Source organism: Lentzea cavernae (assembly GCF_014653695.1).
Lineage (GTDB): Bacteria > Actinomycetota > Actinomycetes > Mycobacteriales > Pseudonocardiaceae > Lentzea > Lentzea cavernae.
On sequence record NZ_BNAR01000016.1, the window covers coordinates 73373 to 91064 of the forward strand.

A 17692-nucleotide genomic window follows, 5' to 3' on the forward strand; every position below is an offset into this window, starting at 1 on the left:
CATCTCGTCGCGTGCAGTGCTGTGCCCGGACAGGACTCGGCGATGAGCGGCGAAGACCAGGTGACGCACCTGCCGCGCGCGCTGCAGAAGTTCTTCGGCGTGGTGCTGGGCCTGGAGTGGCCCGAGGCGAGTGAGGGCGGCCTGAAAGCCCTCTCCGGCGCCTGGGCGGACGTCGCGGACTCCCTGGAGGTTTTCGGCGAGCAGATCGGCTCGGGCACGGCACAGCTCGACGAAGCCCTGGACGGCGCCCTCGGCGAAGCGATGACGCGAGTCCTGCGCGGCGACGTCGAAGGGGGAGTGGACGCACTCGTCGCCGGCTCGCGCGACCTGGCGAAGGCGGCGAAGACCGCGGCCGCCGACGTGCAGAAGACGAAGATCATGCTGATCGCGATGGCGGCCCTCGCCCTCGCGACCGTGATCTCGCTGCTGTGGTCGCTCGTCTTCGCGTGGATGGTGCCCGCGGTGGAGGCGGCGGCGCAGGTCGGCCTGCGATTGCTGCTGCGGGAACTGGCCGCGCGCATCTCGGCCCTGACCGTGCGGGACGTGGGCGCCGCGATCGTCCGGGCCGGGATCGACGCGGCGAAGTTCGGAGCCATCGGCGGCGCGTTCATGGGAGGCCTCGACGGCGGCATCCAGGCGGGCCAGATCGCGGCGGGCGTGCGCGACGAGTTCGACCTGGAGTCGTTGAAGGGCTCGGTGATCGGCGGCGTCGTGGGCGGAGCGGTGGCCGGCGTCGCCCACTCGGCCGCGCGGGGCGTGGTGGCGGGGTTGTCGGCGTCGACACGGGCGCAGCTGCCGGGATACGTGCGCGCGCTGGGGCACCTGGGGTACGCGGGTGGCCAGATGGTGTCGACGACGGTGGGCAACCCGCTGGTCAACATCGCCACGGGGTCGCGCGGCAACGTGTGGGACGGCCTCATCGGCTCGGCCTCGCGCGCCGACGGTGTCCACGGAGGAGGGGCCGGGAAGACGGCCGATGTGAAACCGGTCGGTGAACTGTCCATTCCGGACGGGCTGACCTTCTCTGTCGACGCGCCGGAGGGCGAGCGTGCCGCCGAGAAGGGGGTCGAGTCTGCTTCAGACGGGGGTTCTTCCGTCGCCGCCGATGAGTCCGCACAGTCTTCAGCGGTGTCCGGCGCAGCCGCACGGGAGAGCCGTGCGGGAGCGGGCGACGCGGTCGCGAAGAGTGCCGGCGGCGGTGTTCGCGTCGTTTCAGAAGATTCTCCGCGTGCCGGCGCTCAGGTTCCATCGACTGCTCCTTCGGAGGTGACGTCGGCGGCACGTGCCACCGGAACCGTTGCGGCCGGCGAGACGCGGTCGGCTGCGGCCGTCATTCCTGGTGCCTGGCTCCCCGGTCACGTGCCGAGTGGTGCCGGGCCGAAACTTTCCGCCGCGGTCGGCGCGACCGGGCACGCCGGTCCGGCCGGCACGCGGTCGCGAGCGGAGTCGTGGAGCACGGCGCCTGCTGGGCTGCGGGCCGCGGACTCGGTGCGCCTGGCCTCCTCCTTCGCACCCGACGCCCTGCCGCCGGCTCCGGCGCAGCGGTCCGTGCTGGAGGTGGAGAGCTGGCGGCATTCGCCCGCCTCCGACGCGCCGTGGTTCAGCCCCGCGGCCGAGCCCCTGAGGTCCGGGGACTGGGAGCACCTGCGGGACGCGGCCGAGGTGCGCACCGTCCACACCGAACTCTTCGATCCCGCTCGCGGCGGCACGGCGGGGCCGGGGCTGGCGGCTGGTTTCGAACAGCTGGTGCGTTACGACGTGCGCCGCATGGAGGTCCGGCCCGGGCAGTTCGTCCAGGAGTTCACCGTTCGCCTGCGGCTGGACGACTCGGCGGTCGGGCCGTCCGCGCGCGGGGAGGTCGAGGCCGGACTGCCCGCGCGCGTCGACCGGTTGTGGAACAGGGGTTTCCGGCTGCCCGGCGGGGATCAGTTCCACCTGCGGGTCGACTTCGTGGGCCGGAACGATCCCGCTCACGCCGACGTCGCCCTGGTGCCCACCGCCGGTGCCGCGGGCAGTGACCAGGTGCGGTGGCGGGTCGGCGACGCCGCGGTGTTGTCGCACGAGGTCGCGCACTTCGTCGGCCTGGTGGACGAGTACGCGGACGCGCAGCGCGTGTTCCTCGCCGACGGTGGCGGCCGCGTGCAGCGCGACGACGGCCCCATGGGCACGGCGATCCACCGCGAGGCCCACGTCAAACCCCGTCACCTGTGGCAGGTCGAGCGCACGCTGGTCGATCAGCTGGGTCCGGTGCGGTCGTGGAACCCGGTGCGCACCACGGCCGGGCTGCCCGACCTCACCGAGCGGACCACCGACGGGCTGGCACCACTCGAGCGGGCCTTCGACCGGGCAGTGCTCGTCGAGGCGGTCGCCGAGGCCGTGGCCGCGCCACCGGGACCAGCGGCCCTGGTCTCGCAGCTGACCGACCACATCGCCCAGCTGCGCCGCCACCTCGCGGCGATGCCGGACGGGTTCGAAACGACGCTGCGCGACCGGCTCGACGTGTGGGAACGCTCGGCCGAGGTGCTCCGCACCACCCCGGAGGAGGCGGTCGACACCTCCCGGCTGACCCCGCAGGTCGACGGCCTGGAGCAGCTCGTCCAGCAGGTGCGCGACGCACGGCTGACGTTCGTGAACACCGCGCTGTCCGAGGCACGCGCGGAAGTCGGGGCGGGCGGCAACCCGTTGGCCTGGCATCCGGGCGGAGTACCCGGCGGGGTCACCGCCCGCCCTGACGCCCGGTTCGGCTTCGAGATCGAGTTCGTCTTCCCCACGCCCGGTCCGATCGGGGAGGAGCTGGAACGGGGCGGCTTCCTCGACTGGGCAGGCGGGGCGAAGTTCGACGTACCCGAGCACACGGCCGCCGAGGGCAAGTGGAAGCTGGTCGAGGAGCCCGGGGACGTCGACGGCGCCGAGCTGGTCTCGCCGGTGATGCGAGGCGGCCCGGACACCTGGCGCGAGGTGTCCGACGTGCTCGACGTCGTCAGGAGGCGGCGCGACGCCGGCGCCGTCCCGGACCCAGGCGGCGTGGGCGGGCACATCAACCTCAGCTTCGACCGGCCGTTGAGCCGGGCCGACGCGTGGGCGTTGAGCGCACTGGGCAAGGCGTTCGAAGGCGTGCTCTTCTGGCTGGGCAACAGGACCGGCCCGGACGCCGGCCACCGCGTCGTCCAGGTGGTGGGACCGAACCCGCTCCCGCCGTCGCTCGAGTCGTTCACCGCCGGGCACTCGTTCGAGCAGCTGAACCACAGCAAGTACGTCGCGCTCAACTTCGCGCACCTCGAGGAGAACGGTCCTGGCGAGCGGGTCGAGTTCCGCTTCTGGGCCGGTTCGCTCGACCCGGAGGTCTGGCAGGCCAACGCCGAGATCAGCGGCGCGATGCTGCAGGCCGCCACGGACCCGTCGATCCGGCCGAGGCTGGACGCGCTGCTCCGCGACCCGTTCGTGCTCGGTGCTCCTGGGCGCCCGGACGCGGAGGCGTTCTGGAGCACCAAACTCCTCGACTTCATGGAGCTGCTGCCGCTGAGCCCCGACGCCCAGCGGACGCTGATCCAGCGCGCGGCCCTGAGCAGGCCGTGGTCGGCGAGCAAGCAGAGCGACGTGCAGTGGCGCTCCAGGACGATCACCCGCGACCGCGTCGAACTGTTCCCAGGACCCGGGGTGTCCACGGCGAACGCGGTGTCCGTGGTGCGGTCGATCCGGCCGCACGACTCGGCCCACCTGATCGCGCTCGCGCTGGCCCCGGACGGCCTGGGGGTGCGGTTGTGGGACGGGACCACCGAGCCGCTCGACAAGTTCCTGCAGGTCATGAGGAGCAGGCGGATCGGTGAGCGAGACGCGGGGGACGAGGCGGCACTGCCGCCCAACTGGCTCGGCCTGGCCGTCGCCGGTGGAGCTCAGGTGCTGGCCCAGCGACTGGCGGACGCGCGGAAGATGCCGGTGCTCGCCACCGCCGGCGAAGTCCGCGTCGGCACCGACGGTGACCTGGTCACGACCACCGAGCGCGGCGAAGGCGAGTGGATCGAGTTCCGGCACGGCGAGGATCCCCTCCCGACCGGGCAGGACTCCTTCACGAACGCGCTGGCCGTGGCCCAGGTCCAGGACCCGGTTCGTTCGCAGGAGATCACCGCACCGGCGGCCGTCACCCGGTACGAGGCGCCCGACATCGACGGGCACCACACCCTGGTGAGCTACCTGCCGGACGAGGCGGTGCGCTCGACCGGTGTGCAGAACTGGCTTGGCAGCACCGAACACGGGCAGCGACTCTTCGGCCGCCGCGCCGACGAGGACACCTCGCCGCAGACCAGGATCGCGCCCTGGGCGGCGGCGCTGGACAACGGCCGTGCGCGCCCGCGGTTCGTTCTGGTGCAGGCGAAGGACGACCGGATCGTCTTCGGGTCGGGCAACGACGTCGTGGAGGTGGACCTCGCGGACGCGGCGCGGCGGCTGGCCTCGGACGCGCGGCTGCAGCCGGATCCGGGGAGTGCCGTCGTCGCGCCGCTGGTGCTGCTGGTGCACGACGACGGAACCGGCGCGGCCTCGGTGGGCGAGCGGCTGACGCACGAACTGCTCTCCGCCGGAGGCTGGCGCGAGACGTACCACCACCAGGGACCCTTCGAGATCGACAGCACCGGGGTGCTGACCCTCGAGTCCGGTGGCACCTTCGCCGAAGGTCCGCCACTGACACCGGACCAGGTGCGCTGGCATTCCGACGGAAGGCTCTACGACTTCACCCTGCAGGCCGATCCGGGTGACGCCGGCACCCTGCGTGCCGCTGTGCCCGGTCTCGGCACCGACACCATCGACCTGATCGTCACCACCCACGGCGGCGCCGGACACGCGGTGCTGCGACGGGCCGACGGCGCACTGGTCGAGCTGGACGGAGCGCGAACCGGGCGGCTGCTCCTCGAGATCCCGCAGTTCCGGCAGCGGCTCGCCGACCCCGCGCTGCCGGTGATCGTCTCCGGCGGAGGGACGGGCGTGCACGCCGGCCACGGCGGACTCGCGTTCGACCTGGCCGGAGCCTTCCACGCGGCGAACCACTTCAACCCGGTGCACGCGCTCGGCCGGGAGGCCGACGGGTCCCCGGTGTCCGCGCTCGTCTCCGGTCTGCGCGAAGGAGATCTGGCGCTGCGCGAGATCGAGGGCCGCGACGGTGCGCAGGTGGGCATGCTCGTCCGGCGTCCGGGCGACGACCAGGTCTTCAGGCACATCGCCGACTGGGCCGGCAGGTTCACGAACGCCGACTTCTCGTCCTACTTCGACGCACGGGGACAGTGGCACCAGAGCCCCTGGGAGGATCCGCCCGCTCTGGTGTTCGCCCACGTCGACGAGACGGGGTACGCGGCGTGGCGTGCGGACGGGGCACCCGTGAGCCTGACCACCGGTGAGCTCGCCGGGGTCCTCGGCGGTGAGGACGCCTTCCGCGACCTGCTCGGCCCCGCCGGCGAGAGCCGGGGCAGCGCCCAGATCTCGATGCCGATCGTGCTGGTCCCGGTGGGCGGCACCGTCGCGAACCCCCACCGGCTGGCCGCGGAACTGGCGCAAGCGCTGGTGCCGCACGGATACGCCCGCTCGGTGTTCGTCCCGGACGGGGTCCTGCACCTGTCCCCGGCCGGCCTTGCCGTGGACGGCGGCGGATTCGTCCGGGCGGAACTGCCGGAGCCGTCCCCCGACCAGATCGTGAGCCACCCCCTCCCCGGAACCGGCCCCACCGCGTACGGGCAGTTCTTCCCACGAGAACTGGTGGACCGGGCCGAGATGGCGCGCAGCGGGCGGGGGTACTCGTCGCAACGGGTGTACTTCTCGAGCGACGCCGACGGCGTCGAGACGCCTCACCTGATCCCCGCACCGAACCGGACGTGGGTCGTGGACGGCCACGGTGCCGAGAACGCGGGAATGCTGGTGTCGATGTCCACCGGCAGGCCGCACCGGCTCGGCGACCAGCTGGACCTGCACGGCCCGGCGGCGGCCGCGGCCATCGCGGGCAGCAGGCTGTTCCAGCGGCACCACGGCGCCCGGCCGACGGATCTGTTGATGCTGTTGTGCTCCTACGACCGGCCGTTCCCGGACGGGGGACCGACCGCGGCTCAGGCACTGCGCGATGCCTGGGACCGGGGTGTCTCGCCGTTGCGCAGCCTGGTGGCCTCGAACATGGACGCGTCGGCTTCCCTCGCCGGAGCGCTGATCGCCGAGGACGGCGGTCACTTCACCGACCTGGTCCGTCCGGGCGCGCAGCCCATTCCCCTGGCCGATTTCGCCGTGTCGGGCACCTACCGGGCCGACGGGCTCGACGAGGTGCCCGCGCTGGCCAGGACGGTGGCGCGGGCGGCGGCCTGGCGCCGGATCAACGGGGCGCCGCAGCCGGTGCTGCGGGTCTTCGGCCTGGGTGCCGACCACGCCGGGGTTCTCGCGGAGTTCGGCACGGCCTTCGACGCCGAGAGGGCACAGCTCGCGCGTTTCGAGATCCCGGTGAACCGCGCCGACGTCCAGTTGGAGAACGGCGGACCACGTCACGGCACCGTGGCGGAGGTCGAGTTCTCCGCCTCGAACCTGGGCGCGCTCGCCCTGGCACGGCGGGGCCGACAGCAGGTCCGGGACGCCTTCGCCGCCCTGGATCCCGGGCTCAGGGACCGTCCAGCCGGATCGGCACGGGGCTTCGTCCCGATGCCGCCCGATACCGCGCCTTCGCTCGGTGGCCCGTTGGTGCTGACCGATCGGGCCGGCGAATCCAACCTCGCCTGCTACGTGTCCGAGGACCTGCGCGACCAGCTGAACGTCAGCGCCTGGACGTGGTCCACCGGGCACAGCAAGCGTGTGCTGTCCGTGCGCGACTCCGGAGGACTGGCCACCGAGTGGCCCGCGGACTGGGCGTCCACTGTGGACGACGGCCGGACCTCGCCGCGGTTCGTCGTGCTGCAGGCGACGCCCGGCGGGTTCGCCGTCAACCTCGGCGAGGGGTCGATTCGCGACCTGACGCCGGAGGAGACCGCGCACCTCCTGCTGTCCGATCACCAGCCCGGCGGCGTGCTCGCACCGCTCGTCGTCCTGGCCGACGACCCCGATCCCCTGCGGGACAAGCCGGAGACCGAGGAACTGGTCGAGCACCTCATCGCACTCGGCGGGTGGCGCGAGATCTACCACCACCAGGGCGAGTTCGCCTTCGAGAGTTCCGGCGTGCCGGCCCTGACCGAGGACGGGCACATCTCCGCCGGGCCGGACCCGGTGCCCGGCGACCTGGTCTGGCGCCAGGACGGCGCGACCTTCGACTTCACCGCGGGAGGCGAGACGCCGCGCTCGACCGGCCTCGTCGGCGATGATCGCCCCACGGTCGTTCTCGCCGTCACCGGTGGGCAGGGGCACGCCCTGGTGGGTCGTCCAGGGGGACGCCCGGTGGAGCTCGACGGTGCGCGGCTGGGCCGGGTTCTGCTGTCCCTGCCGGAGTTCCGCGACCAGCTCGCCGATCCGGGTGCCAGGCTGGTCATCACGACCGACCACGCGCAGGTGCACAACGGCCGCGGCGGGTTCGGGCACGACCTCGCGGGTGCCCTGCACGCGGACGGGCGGTTCAACGACGTCCACGTGCTTCCCCGCAACGCCTCTCCGGTGCTCGTCTCCGGTCTGCGCGACGGAGACGTCCGGACGAAGGTGGTCCTCGACGGAAACGGCGCACCCGCGGCGATCCTGGTCCGCTCGCCGGACGACGAACACGTGCTCGCCGAGCTGGACGAGTGGGCGAAGGGGCGCGGATCGGACCTCACCGGCGGCGGGGTGCGGACTCCGTGGCCGGTCGCCCCCGGCCTGGTCGTCGCTCGTCCAGGAGAGGACGGTTTCCAAGCCCTGCGCTCAGACGGGCACCGGGTGTCCCTGCCCGCGGCCGAGCTGGCGGGAGTGCTCGGCGACGGGCCGGGGTTGCGCGACCTGCTCGGCCCCGGCCAGGCCGAAGCCGAAGGCCGCCAGGCCAAGCCGGTTCTGCTGGTGGCCGCCGGCGGGCAGAACCGCCTCGCGGACGCCACCGGCTTCGCCGCGGGACTGGTCTCGGTCGGCTTCGCGCGGCCGGTCTACGTGGCGGAGGGCGAGCTGACCTTCACCGCCGGGGGGATCGAGGCCTCCGGCGGGCGGTTCTCCCGTGCCGAGGCACCCGAACCGGCGGCCGACCGCTACCTCGGCTACCCCTGGCCCGACACGGGACTGGGCGTGCGCGGCCAGTTCTTCCCCAGCTCGGCCTTCGACGCGACGCACATGGCCGGGTTCGCGACCTCCTCGACCGGCGGCCGGACGTACCTGTCCACGCACGAGAGCGGGGAGACCGCCCACCTCCACCCCGGTCCGAAGCAGACCTGGTCGGTGCTGGGGCACGGCAGCCGCTCTTCGGGCCTCATCGCGGCGCTGGGGACCTCCCGGCCGCACGGCCGTGGAGACGCGGTGTTCCTCGACGCGGCCGCGTCCGCCAGGCTGATCCACGGCACGGAGGTCTTCCGGCGCGGCCACGCGACCTCCGAAGTGAACCTCATGGTGCTCGCCTGCAACTACGGGGCCGAGCGGGCGGACGGCGGCAGCCACGCCGCGGACCTGGCGCGGGCATGGTCCTCCGAGCGCTTCCCCCTGCGCAGCCTGCTGGCCCCGACGGCGAAGGCCGATCTGTACCACGGCGGGAAGGTGGTCGTCCGGGACGGCGGGCACTTCGCCGAGTTCGCCGGGCACAACGGTTCCCCGGTTCCGCTGGCCGACCTCGCCGAGACCGGCACCTACCGGGTGCAGGCCGGGAACCCGGCGTACCCCGGCAGCCTCGGCGCCATCGCGGAGCTGGCCCGGCGCACGGCCCGTGGTGCGGCCTGGCGTTCGATCCGGTCCGCTCCCCGTCCTTCCGTGCGGATCACCGGCTACGGCAGCACGACGGCCGAGGCGACGGGAGCCGCCGAGCGCGCTGGGGAAGCGTTCCTCCGCTCCTTCGACGACGAAGCCGAGCGGATGAAGGGCTATGACGTTCCTGGTGATCGCGGGGTGGAACCGCAGGTGCTCACGGAGATCACTCCGGAAGCGGGTGGTCGTCCGCCGGTCGTGGAGGTCACCTTTCCGAGGGCGGAACTGGGCCGGGAAGCCCTCAGCGAGGGGAACTGGCAGGAGATCCAGGACGTCTTCGTCAACCTCGACCCCGAAGCGCGCACGGGCGTTCTCGACGCGACTGAGCCGCGGATGTCGGAGGAGCCGTCCACGCCCGCCGCGGTGCGGGAGCTGACCGATTCCGGCGGGGTCGGCCTCCTGGCGTTCGCGACCACCGGAACCCAGGGGCAGGTCCGGCTGGCGAACTGGACGCGCTTCTCCGAGCACTCCCACCGGGCCTTGTGGCTCACGGGCCATGACAACCTGGAAGTGGTCCCGCGCTGGAAGAGCGTCTTCGACGGAACCCGTACACCGCCGAGGTTCCTGGTGCTCGAGTTCGCCGACGGCGCGTTCCGCTACACCGCCGAAGACGGTTCCGACGCCGTAGCGACCACACGACAGATGGCCGCACTGGTCGCGGGAAACGACCGCTTCCGGCAGCCGGGAGCTGGGGGAGCACTCGCACCGACGGTGTTGCTCGTCGCCACCACTGCCACCGCGCCGATGAGCGAGCTGGTCGACTCCCTGCACGCGCTGGCGGGATGGCGACCGACCTGGACGTACCAAGGCCAGTTCCGGTTCTCCTCGCGCGGGAACATCCAGGTCCTGGACGTCGACGGCCTCGGCGAGGGGCCTGGCGCGCACCCGCCGGTGCGTGTAGGTGACGAGGGGTTCGTCGTGGACGGACCGGAGTCGGTTTCGGCACCCGAAGCGCGCTACGGCGCCGCCGTTCGCGACATTTCCCAGCAGTACCAGGACAATCCGCCATTGGTCGTGTTCGCGAACACCGCTGAGACGCACGCCTTGGTGACCATGCCCGACGGGTCGCGCGTCGAGTTCGGCGGCGCTGATCTGGGGCGGGCGCTGGCGGCCGATCCGCGTTTCCGCGCCGGGCTCGACGAGGGTCGTCCGGTGGTGCTGGTGGGGGACGACGCGGGAAAGCGGGCCGACCACGGGGGTGTCGGGTTCGATCTGGCCGGTGTGCTGCACCGGCGCGGTCACTTCCAGGACGTGCTCGCCACGACCTCGGGACGGCTCGCCGTGGTGTCCGGCTTGCGCGACGGCGACGTGTCCGTCGCGAGACTGTCCGGTGTGGACGGTCGCCCGGCCGGGGTCTTCGTCCGGTTCCCCGGAGACGAGAACTTCCTGAGGCAGGCCAGGAACTGGGCAGCGGGATCAGGTTCGGACTCGTCGCCGATGCCCGTGCTCATGCGGCCGTCGGAGGACGGCTACCAGGCACTGCGCTCGGACGGTGCGCCGCTGCGGCTGTCGTTGAGGGAACTGGCGTGGCAGCTCGGGGACATCGCGCTGCTCCGCGAGGTTCTCGCGCCGCGCGATCGCACCTCGCCGGCGCCGCTGCGCCTGGTGCCGTTGGGGGGCAGGCACGGAGAAGCGCACCCCGCCGACGACTTCGCCGCCGGAATCCTCGACAGGGGATACGCGCGGGACGTTCTCGCGACCCGCGCGGAAGTGCCGTGGCAGGGGTCGCGCGGCCCTGTGATCGAACTCGACGCGTACGAGCCGGCTGGGCCGGTCACCCCCGGACCGGAACGGCTGCTGTCCTACCCGGTGCTCGGCCCGGGAGGGGAGGTGCGCGGGCAGATCTTCCCCACGACCACCTTCGAGGCCGCCCGGTGGTCGGCGAGCGCGGGCAACGCGGTGGGCAGGCGCACCTACCACTCCCAGGGCGACCGGCCGTACCTGCTGCCGGTGTCGAGCACCTGGCTCGTGCAGACGCACGGCGACGGTCAGGGGCTGAGCGCGACGCTGCGGACCGGCAGGCCCGGCCAGTTCGGTGACGTGGTGAAGGTCGACGGTGAGGCCGCGGCCAGGGCGCTGGCGGGCAGCCGGCTGTTCGCACGGCACCACCCGCCGGGGCCCGCGCGGCTGCTGCTGACCAGTTGTGAGGTCGCCGGTGCCGGGGTGAGTCCGGCGGCACGGTTGTGGGACGCGTGGCGCGAGGGCAGGTCTCCGCTGGAGGCACTGGTGGCAGCGGACTCCGAGGTCCTCACCGCCGACGACGGCACCCTGCTGACCTACGACCGAGGGCACTTCACCGATATGGTCTCCGGACGGACCGAACCCGTGCCGCTGCAGGACCTCGCCGCCGAGGTGATAGCTCCGGTCAGCGTTCCGGCGGCAGGCACCGATCGTTTCGTCGTGGCCGAGAAGATCGCCGTGCGCGTCGCCCGGGCCGGCGCGTGGCGCAAGGCCGGCGGCCTGGGGTTGCCGGTGGTCGACGTCGTCGGAGCTGGGCCGGACGCGGCAACGGCCCTGGCGGAGTTCGCGAAGGCCTTCACCGGCGAAGCGCGCTACCTGGCGCGGGCGGACCTGCCGATCGCCCTCACCGACATCGACGTCCGCGTGCACCCGGACGCCGGGCTCGCCGCACACCGGTTGAGCCGCCGGGCGGGGGACGCCGTCACGATCTCCGTCGCGCTGCCGCAGGGCGATGTGGGCGGACGGGCGCTGGCCACTCGTGACCCCGCGACCATTGACGCGGCCTTCGGCGCGCTCGATCCGGCCCGCCGAACTGGGGTGCCGGTGGATGCCCGAGGTCTGTCGGACCTGGCGGTGGAACCGTTGCGGAACCTGGACGGAGTCGCGATCGGCGCCGCTTTCCTCGTTGCATCCGAGGCTGTTCGCGCCCAGGCCGCGTTCGGGAAGAGCACCGGCACCCGCACCTACACGGCCGCGGTGCACCACGACGAGCGCGGGTTCCGGTTGCCGCGGCGGTCGGGAGGCGAGGTCGTCGTCGGCACCGGCGACATGATCCGCGTCCTCGCGGGACTGGACGCCGCGCGGTTCGGCGACTGGCGCGGCGGGGCGGTCCTGCAGTTCGCGAGCTGCCGGCTGGGGGCGCCGGAGTACGCGCCGAGGTTGTCCGCGTTGGCCGCGCTCGCCCGTGGCGCCGGTTTCGGAGGCCGGGTGTGGGGACCGGAAGGGCGGCTGGAGCTGACGCCGTCGGGGCGGTTGCGGGAGCTTCCCGACGGTGAACCGCCCTCGGACGGCGCCACTGTGCTGGGCACGCCCGAACCGCGGGTGGCCAGGTGGACCGACGCCCACGGCCGGGAAAGCCTGCTCTCGTTCGCGACGTCCACGGCTCACAAGAACGTGGGAGCCGAGAACTGGAGGCTGATCTCCGAGCACTCGCACCAGGCCCTGCAGCTGCTGGGCCCCGCGTCGGCCAAGACCAGGCCGGGGTGGGCGGCGGCGTTCGACGGAATCCGCACCCCGCCGCGATTCGCACTGCTCGAGTTCGCCGGCGGCGCGTTCCGCTACACCGGTGCGGACGGTGCCGACGCCACAGCGAACGTGCGGCAGATGGCCGGGCTGATGGCGGCACACGACGGATTCCGGCAGCCTGACGCGCACGGCACCCAGCCGCCGGTGGTCCTGCTCATCGCCGACCACTCCGCCGCCGCTCGGCCTTCTCTGGCAGCAGAACTGGCCGAGGCCGTGCAGGCGCTCACCGGCTGGCGTCCGATGTGGACCTACCACGGGGCGTTGCAGGTGATGAGCTCTGGGCAGATCCGCATCGAGGACGCTCGTGGCATCGAGACAGGTCCTGCCGCGAATCCACCTCTGCGCGCCGACGACGCGGGGTTCGTCGTGGACGGTCCGGAGCCGGTCGCGGCGCTGAAGAAGCGGTACGCCACCGCCTTCCGCGATGTTTTCCGGCGGCACGAGGACAATCCGCCGCTGGCGGTGTTCGCGAACACCGCTGAGACGCACGCCGTGGTGATCTTGCCCGACGGGTCCCGGGTGGAGATCGGCGGTGCCGATCTGGGCCGGGCACTGGTCGCCGATCCGACGTTCCGCGCCGAACTGGACGAGGGTCGTCCGGTGGTGCTGGTGGGGGACGACGCGGGAAAGCGGGCCGATCACGGGGGTTTCGGTTTCGAGTTGGCCGGGGTGCTGCACAGGCACGGCTACTTCCAGGACGTGTACGCCGCCGCCGGTGAACAGGGCTTCGCCGTGGTGTCCGGTCTGCGCGACGGCGACGTGGCGATCGAGCCCTTGGCGGGCGCTGACGGCAGCCCTGTCGGGGTGTTCGTCCGGTTCCCCGGCGACGCGGACTTCCTTCGACAGGCCCGTGAATGGGCTGCCGGCGATGCGGAACTGGTTCGCGGCGGTGGCGTCGCGCCACCGGTGTCCGTGTTGATGCGGCCGGCAGCGCGTGGTTTCGAGGCGTTGCGTTCGGACGGAACCCCGCTGCGCCTGTCCTTGGGGGAGTTGGCGCGGCAGGTCGGGGACACCGGTCTTCTGCGTGACGCGCTGGCGGCACGAGACCGCGCGTTCGACGCCAGGAGGATGACGCCGACCCCGTTGCGGTTGGTACCGCTGGCGGGCAAGCTCGAAGACGCCAAGCCTGCCGAGAGGTTCGCCGAAGGTGTGCTGGCACGCGGGTACTCGCGCGAGGTGCTCGCCACGACCTCCGCGGTGCCGTGGAACGGTTCGAGGGGCCCGGGAATCGGCGCCAAGGCGTACTACCGCGCCGAACGCCCCACGCCGGCACAGGACCAGCTCGTCACCTACCCCGTGATCGGCTCGGACGGCGTTGTGCGAGGCCAGTTCTTCCCCATGGCCACCCACGACGCCGCCGAGTGGTACGTCCTCGCCGGGCGCCGGGCCGAGCAGCGCGTCTACTTCACCGCTGACGGCACGCGTTCCGCGATCGACGGAGATCACTCGTACCTGTTGCCGGCGTCGAGCACCTGGCACGTGCAGGCGCACGGCAGCGTCAAGGGGCTGAACGCGGCCCTCAGGAGCGGCCGGCCCTACCAGACGGGAGACGTCGTGGGCCTCGACGGTGCTGTCGCGGTCTCGGCACTGGCGGGTGGGCGGCTGTTCGGGCAGCACCACCTGGCCGCACCCGCACGACTGTTGCTCTTCTCCTGCTCGCAGGCGATGTCCGAGGGCAAGGCCGACAGCCCCGCGACGCGGCTCCGGGACGCCTGGCGCCGGACGGGCCAGCCGCTGGACGCCTTGGTGGCGGCGCAGAACACGGCGTGGCACATCGCCGGCGGCGGACTGGTGACCGAGAGGGGAAGCCACTTCGTCGACGTCACGCAGCAGGGCGACCCGGTGCCGTTGCGGGACCTCGCCCTGGAGGTCGCCGCTCCGGTGAGCGTGGCGTCGCGCGGCGCGGACCGGTTCGCCGGGGTCAGGAGGACGGCCGTGCTGCTCGCGCGGGCAGGGGCGTGGCGGAAGGTCCGGGGCGTGGGGATGCCCGAGGTCGAGATCGCCGGCTTCGGACCGAACGCCGGCGAGGAGGCCGCGCGGACCGAGCGGGAGTTCGACAAGGAGTTCCGGCGCGAGGCCGATCGCCTGGCGCGCGCGGACCTGCACGTCGAGGCAGCCGACATCACCCGCGTCGTCCATCCGGGGGCGGACAGGAGCGTTGCGGCACAACGAATCCGTTCGCTCGGTCACCGCCTCAGTCATCGAACCCACGACGTCGCCGCGCTGACGGTCACCCTGCCGCCCGGTGACGTCGGCGCGCGGGCGCTCGGCAGTGGTGACGAGCGCGCCATCGACGCCGCCTTCGCCGCACTCGACCCCGCGCGGCGGTCGGGCCCGGCTCCCGCGGGCGACGGAGCGGTGTTCCACGCCGCCAGGGCCGCACTGGCCACCGGTGGGCGAGCCGTCGACTTCCACCCCGGCGGCATCCCGGGCGGGATCAGCTCCGGACCGGACGCGAGGTTCGGGTTCGAGGTCGAGGTGCAGCTCGGGCAGGCCGCCGTCGAGCGGGTGAGCGAGAACGCGCAGCAGCAGGAACTCGTCGACAGGACCGGCGACAGCGGGCTGTCGGACCCCTCGATGGAACTCACCGGGAACAGGTGGCACTTCGTCGAGGAGTCGTCGGATCCGAACGGCGCCGAGATGGTCTCACCGTTGTACACCGCCGAGGCGGACCCCTGGGGCGAGACCGGCCGGATGCTGGCCCTGCTGCGCGACGAGGGCGCGCGGGCGGACGAGATGGGCGGCCACGTCAACATCAGCTTCGCCGGCCGCACCCCGCCGTCCGACTACGCCTGGCTGGTCCACCTCGTGAAGGCCTTCGGCGCCACCTGGTTCCGGCTGGGGAACCCACCGGGTTCGCCGGTGCAGCGCGACCTGTGGGCGGCCGGGCCGAACCCGTGGCCGCCGGCCCCGGAAGCGGTCCGCGCGCCCGCGGACGTGCGCCAGTTGAGCCTGGGCAAGTTCGACGCGGTGAACCTGCAGCACGTGCACGGGCAGGACGCGCTCGACCGGGTGGAGTTCCGGCTGTGGAGCGGCAGCCTCGATCCGGGGGTGTGGCAGATCCGCACCGAGCTGTCCCTAGCCGCGTTGAGGGCGGCCGGTGATCCGGCCAGGCACGAGCGGATCCGGGCGGCGATGGCGGATCCGGACCTGTTGTGGGACCCGGACGGACCTGTTCCGGACGATGCCACGCGGTGGGCCAGGCTGCAGTCGTTGCTGGACCTGCTCCAGCTCGCTCCGGCGGCGCGCGTCCAGGCGGTACAGCTGTATGCGACGACACGGCCGTGGGAGCCGACCGGCAGCAACGACGAGAACAAACGCTTGCTGTCGTTCGAATCTCCCGGCAACGGCCTCGTGTACCCCGGTCCCGCCGAGAGCGCGCGGGCGGCGATCGAACGCGCGCGGACGCTGCCCCGGTTCGCCGGTGTCAGCGTGGTGGCGGCGGACCTCGCCGCCGGAACGGTTCGGCTGTGGGACGGCAGCGAACGCCCGTACGCCGAGTTCGCCCGCATGATCGGGCACCGGCTGAACGAGCTCGACGGGGAGCGGAAGCTGGTCCTCCTCGCCGACGGTGCCGGGGCGCTGGCCTCGGTGCTCTCGGAGGTGGTCGACGCCCGTGTGCTGGCACCCGCGGCGGGCGTGGTGACCCTTGCCGACGGCCGGACGCTGTCCGCCGGTCTGACGAGGGCCGCCGACGGCACCGCCTGGCCCGACCCGGCCGGATGGGTGCTCTACGAGCACGGCGGGGAGACCGCGCGGTTCGCCGAAGCCGATCTCGTGGACGCCGTGGCCGCGGCCCGGCTCTCCGATCGGGTTCGGGTGGTGCGGCGATGAGCATCCTGTCAGATTCCCTGCACGCCCTGGTGTTGCGGCTCGCCGGGTACCTTCCCGACGATCTCGTGGCACGGGCGCGGTGTGTGCTCGACGTGGACGGACCGGGGCCTGCGGCCGCCGTGATCGCGTCCGGGGGAGTCGCTCTGACCGAGCGGGACGTGAGCGTGCTCGCGGCTGCCGGAATCTCGTTGCCCGGCGCTGCGATCGGCCCGCGGCCCCAGTGGCGTTTTCGCGCGCCGGACGCCTTCGACGAACCACGGATCGCTCTGCTGGTCGTTCTGCTCAGCGAGGTGGGGGCTGTCGGCCTGTGGGAGGCGTGGCGGGATCCTGCCGATCCCGTCTACCTGGTCGCCGTCGAGGACGGTGCGCCTGCGGTGGCGGGCCGGCTCACGCGCGCGTTGGTGGAGTCGGGCGACGCCGTTCCCAGGGTCGAAGTGCTCGTCGAGGGCGAGCCGCCTCCCGACTACCAGCGCCGGGCTCTGGCGGCGGCGACGCTGCTGTGGTCGGGCCGGCCGGTGCGGCCGCTGTCGTTCGCCCGTGTGTACGACGGCTTCGACGACCGGGGTGTGCCCCGCCTGGACCGCCCCCGGCTCGACGGGGGCCGGCGAACGTCCCTGCTCGACCGGTTGCGCGCCGGACATCCCCTGCTCACCACGACTCTCGCAGAGCCGGACGTGCTGCGGCCCGACCTCGGGAGCGTGGTGCCGCTCGGCCTGCGCACCGACGGCGACTGGATCTGGTCCGAGGCCGTGACGTACTACCTCGCACGGCACCGGGTGGCCCCCGAACCGGGACTGCTCCGGCACCTGGAGGCGTCGGAACCCTTGCAAGCGCTGGACAGCGTGAGGCTGCACCACGCCATCGAAGGACTGCGGTGCTTCCGGGCCCACAGCACATCCACGGAAGGAACAGCATGACCGAGCAAGTGGCGGACGAGAACTGGTTGCTGCTCATGGACCCTGCCTGGCAACCGTCCGAAGAGGACGAAGCTCCACCGCTGCACGCGGTGGTCGGGCTGTGGCCGGTCGAGGAGGACGGTGCCGTCGGCCGGTTCCGCGCCAACCCCGACTACCGCCCGGTGGACGCCGATTCCCCGTCGGACCCGATCGACGCGGGTCTACGGCTGGTGCTGCGCGGTGACGCCGAGATCGGCCAGGTCCAGGCGTTGCTGCGGGACTCGCTCGTTGACGTGGCGATGAACGGGGACGGCCGTCCACTAGTCCTGAAGTCTCCGGACGAGATCCCGTGCGTCGTGGTCTGCACGAGCGAACCGCACCGGGCGAGGATGTTCGCACCGGACTGGCAGCGCACCGATCTGGCCGAGGTCGTCGCCCTCCTGGCCGACGGGGTGGACGCGTTGATCAACCCCGGTGGCCCCGCGTCCGTCCGCCTCTCCGGGGACTTCCTGCGGGAGACGGCGAACCTCACCGAGGAGGAGGCGAGGCAGTTGCTCAAGACCGACGTTCATCCCGCCGGCCTGCGGATGGACACCTGGGCGGGGTGACCGACCCTT

At 72.8% G+C, this 17692-nt stretch carries 3 protein-coding genes; all 3 read left to right on the forward strand.

What is annotated here, in order from left to right:
- Positions 1–42: 42 nt before the first annotated feature.
- Genes IE307_RS36915 through IE307_RS36925 form a run of 3 tightly spaced genes read left to right on the forward strand, consistent with a single transcriptional unit; the run spans position 43 to position 17683 of the window.
- Positions 43–16179 (forward strand): WXG100-like domain-containing protein, encoded by a 16137-nt coding sequence (locus tag IE307_RS36915; protein WP_191304095.1) that lies wholly within the window; start codon positions 43–45, stop codon positions 16177–16179.
- Entirely contained in the window at positions 16176–17096 is a 921-nt protein-coding gene (locus tag IE307_RS36920; protein ID WP_191304096.1) for a hypothetical protein, read from the forward strand. Before IE307_RS36915 ends, IE307_RS36920 begins: the two co-directional genes overlap by 4 nt.
- Positions 17093–17683 carry a type VII secretion system-associated protein gene (locus tag IE307_RS36925; RefSeq protein WP_191304097.1) on the forward strand — a complete coding sequence of 197 codons (591 nt, stop codon included), beginning with the start codon at positions 17093–17095 and terminating at the stop codon, positions 17681–17683. The genes IE307_RS36920 and IE307_RS36925 overlap by 4 nt, the downstream gene beginning before the upstream one ends.
- Positions 17684–17692: the final 9 nt, after the last annotated feature.